Raw genomic sequence first — 3053 nt, forward strand, 5'->3', positions numbered from 1 at the left:
CTTCAGGCGCTGGGCGGCCGCCCGGCTGCCCGCCGTCCCCTCCGGGGCGTCGGAGGCCGAGGAGGCGCGGGGTGAGGTCTTGGCGGGCTGGGACATAGAGCGAAAGTACTTCATCCGCGCGGGCGCGCGCGCCGGAGGGGGGTGAGAGGGGGGCGGATGCGGGGGAGGGCCCGCACTGGGCTCGGGAGGGTATGTCCGCCGTGAGGGTCCGGCGGACCCGAGCAGCCCTCCCCACGCATCCTGCTCAGGGCCCGGCCGGGGATCAGGGGGCGTCCGGCCGGTCATGGCCGGGCCAGGGCCGGGACGGTCCGGCCCTGACCGGCCGGACACCTCCTACCGGCGGGGAATCCGCGGCCGGTCTTCCGGCCCAGGCAGCCCGCCGCGACCAGGTGCTCCAGCAGCGGCGACGGGGCCAGGCCCGGGTCGCGGAACTCCTGGTGGAGGACCTTCTCGATGGCCAGCGAGACGTCCAGGCCGACCACGTCGAGGAGCTCGAAGGGACCCATCGGGTAGCCGCCGCCCAGCTTCATCGCGGCGTCGATGTCGTCGAGGCTGGCGTAGTGCTGCTCGACCATCTTGACCGCGTTGTTCAGGTACGGGAACAGCAGCGCGTTCACGATGAACCCCGCCCGGTCCCCGCAGTCCACCGCGTGCTTGCGGACCTTCCCGCAGACCTCGCGGACGGTGGCGTGCACGTCGTCGGCCGTCAGGACGGTCCGGACCACCTCGACCAGCTTCATGGCCGGCGCCGGGTTGAAGAAGTGCATGCCGATCACGTCCTGCGGACGCTCGGTCGCCCGGGCGACGGCGATCACCGGCAGCGAGGAGGTGGTGGTGGCCAGCACCGCGCCCGGCTTGCAGACCTTGTCCAGGCCGGCGAAGAGCTGCTGCTTGACCTCCAGGTCCTCGGCGACCGCCTCCACGGCCAGGTCCACCTCGGCGAAGGCCTCCAGCGTGCCGGCCGGGGTGATCAGGTCGAGGGTCTGCGCGGCGGCCTCCTCGCTCAGGCGGCCCCTGGACACCGCACGGTCCAGGGACTTCCCGATCGCGGCCTTCGCGGCCTCGGCCTTCTCCTGGCCGCGGGCGGCCAGCACCACCGGGTAGCCGGCCTGCGCGAAGACCTGCGCGATCCCGCTCGCCATGGTCCCGGAGCCGGCCACGCCGATCGAGTGGACCGGGCGGCCCGCGCCCAGCAGGGAGCCGTCCAGCGGGGTCTGCAGGTCGCGGACGACCACGGAGCTGCCCGGGGCCTCGTACGTGTAGAAGCCGCGGCCGGCCTTCTGCCCGGTCAGGCCGGCCTCCACGAGGTGGCCCAGGATCGGGGCCGGGGCGTGCAGCCGGTCGCCGGAGGAGGCGTACATGGCCTCCAGGACCGTACGGGCGGTGTCCACCCCGACCAGGTCGAGCAGGGCGAGCGGGCCCATCGGCAGGCCGCAGCCCAGCTTCATCGCCGCGTCGATGTCCTCGCGGGAGGCGTACTTGGCCTCGTACATCGCCGCGGCCTGGTTCAGGTAGCCGAAGAGCAGGCCGTCGGCGACGAACCCGGGCCGGTCGCCGACCGCGACGGGCTCCTTGCCGAGCTCCCGGGCCAGGGAGGTGACGGCCTCGACGGCGGTGGGCGCGGTTAGCACGCTGGAGACGATCTCGACGAGCTTCATCGCCGGGGCCGGGTTGAAGAAGTGCATGCCCAGGACGCGCTCGGGGCGCAGGGACTCGGCGGCGAGCCGGGTCACGGACAGCGCGTTGGTGCCGGTGGCCAGGAGGGTGTCGGGCCGGACGACCGCGTCCAGCTCCTCGAACACCCGGTGCTTGAGGTCGTAGTCCTCCGGGACCACCTCGATGACCAGGTCGGCGTCGGCGGCGGCGGAGAGCTCGGTGGAGGTCCGGAAACGGGCGAGGACCTCCTCGCGCTCCTGCTCGGTGAGCTTCTCCTTGGCCACCGAGCGGGCCGTGGCGGCCGCGAGGGCCCCGGTGGCCCGGCGGACGGCCGCCTCGCTGACGTCGATGCCGACGACCTCGCGGCCGGACCGGGCGAGCACCTCGGCGATGCCGGTGCCCATGGTGCCGAGGCCGACGACGGCGATGCTGCGCAGGGAGGAGGGACTGGACGTGGACGGAAGGTCCATCGCGGGACTCCAGTGGAATGAGGGTGACGACTGGGAGGGCGCGCGCGGTGCACGGTGCGCGCGGGGTGCCGTACGGCGGGCGGTGCGGGAAGGTGCGGGGACGTGCGGGAACGCGGAGCGCGACGCCGTGGGCGATGGCCGGGCGCGGGCGCGGTGCGTGGAGGGGCGTACGGGAGTGCCGTACGGAGGTGGCGTACGGGAGTGCCGTGCGGGAAGGACCCGGAAGGTTCGCGCCCGGGGAACGGGCGCGGCGGGCCTGGCGGCACGACCCTGTCCCGGGGTCCTGCCGTGTGTACGGGTGGTGCGGTGGGCCGACTGGCACGGGGCGGCTGCGTCACCAGGCCGGTCCCGTGCGTATGGAAGAGACAGTAACTCCGCGGTAACTCGCGCGCCAGAGCGCGGAGATGTGACCTGTACCGCCCAAATGTACCGATCATCGATGATCGATCAGCCGGCAGGGCGGAACTCCGCCGAAACCGGGCGTGGCGCGGCCCCCGGACCCCTAGGGTGGCCGCGTGAACGAGGTACTGGAGCGCCTGCGGGCGGAGGCGGACGGGTCCCCCGGGTACGCGGAGCTGCTGGCGGCCGGCCCCGACGCGCTGACTTCGGCCGGGCAGCCCCTGTGGGCCCGCGAACTGGCCGCCTACCGGCTGGGGATGGCACGGGACCGGCGGGCCTTCGAACCCCTGGTCCTGCTGCTCAACCACCGTGACCCGGCGCGCTGCGAGGCCGCCGCGCAGGCCCTCGGCGTGCTCGGCGACCCGCGCACCGCCCGCGCGGCCGCCGCCCTCGCCACCAACACCCTGCGCACCGCCTACGCCCTGCACCCGGTCCGCCTGCTGGCCGCACTGCGGGCTCCCGAGTCGGCCCCGGCCCTGATCTCGACCCTGTCGCGGCTGCTGGCCCCGCACGACCCGTACTGGCGGG

2 protein-coding genes are annotated in these 3053 nt (G+C 74.4%); one reads left to right on the plus strand and one right to left on the minus strand.

All coding sequences use genetic code 11. From position 1 onward, the window contains the following. Positions 1–281: 281 nt before the first annotated feature. Positions 282–2126 (minus strand): 3-hydroxyacyl-CoA dehydrogenase family protein, encoded by a 1845-nt coding sequence (locus VR44_RS25535; RefSeq protein WP_094191912.1) that lies wholly within the window; start codon positions 2124–2126, stop codon positions 282–284. 515 nt (positions 2127–2641) lie between these two features. On the opposite strand from VR44_RS25535, the gene VR44_RS25540 reads away from it, so the two are divergent. After that, the coding region (locus tag VR44_RS25540; RefSeq protein WP_045949942.1) for a HEAT repeat domain-containing protein at positions 2642–3053 on the plus strand (412 nt) is incomplete at its 3' end.

Source organism: Streptomyces katrae (genome assembly GCF_000966975.1).
Classification (GTDB): domain Bacteria; phylum Actinomycetota; class Actinomycetes; order Streptomycetales; family Streptomycetaceae; genus Streptomyces; species Streptomyces katrae.

What these genes read in the sequence shown, in the direction of transcription:
- VR44_RS25535 (WP_094191912.1), bottom strand. Translation starts at nt 2,126, where the DNA reads ATGGACCTTCCGTCCACGTCCAGTCCCTCCTCCCTGCGCAGCATCGCC.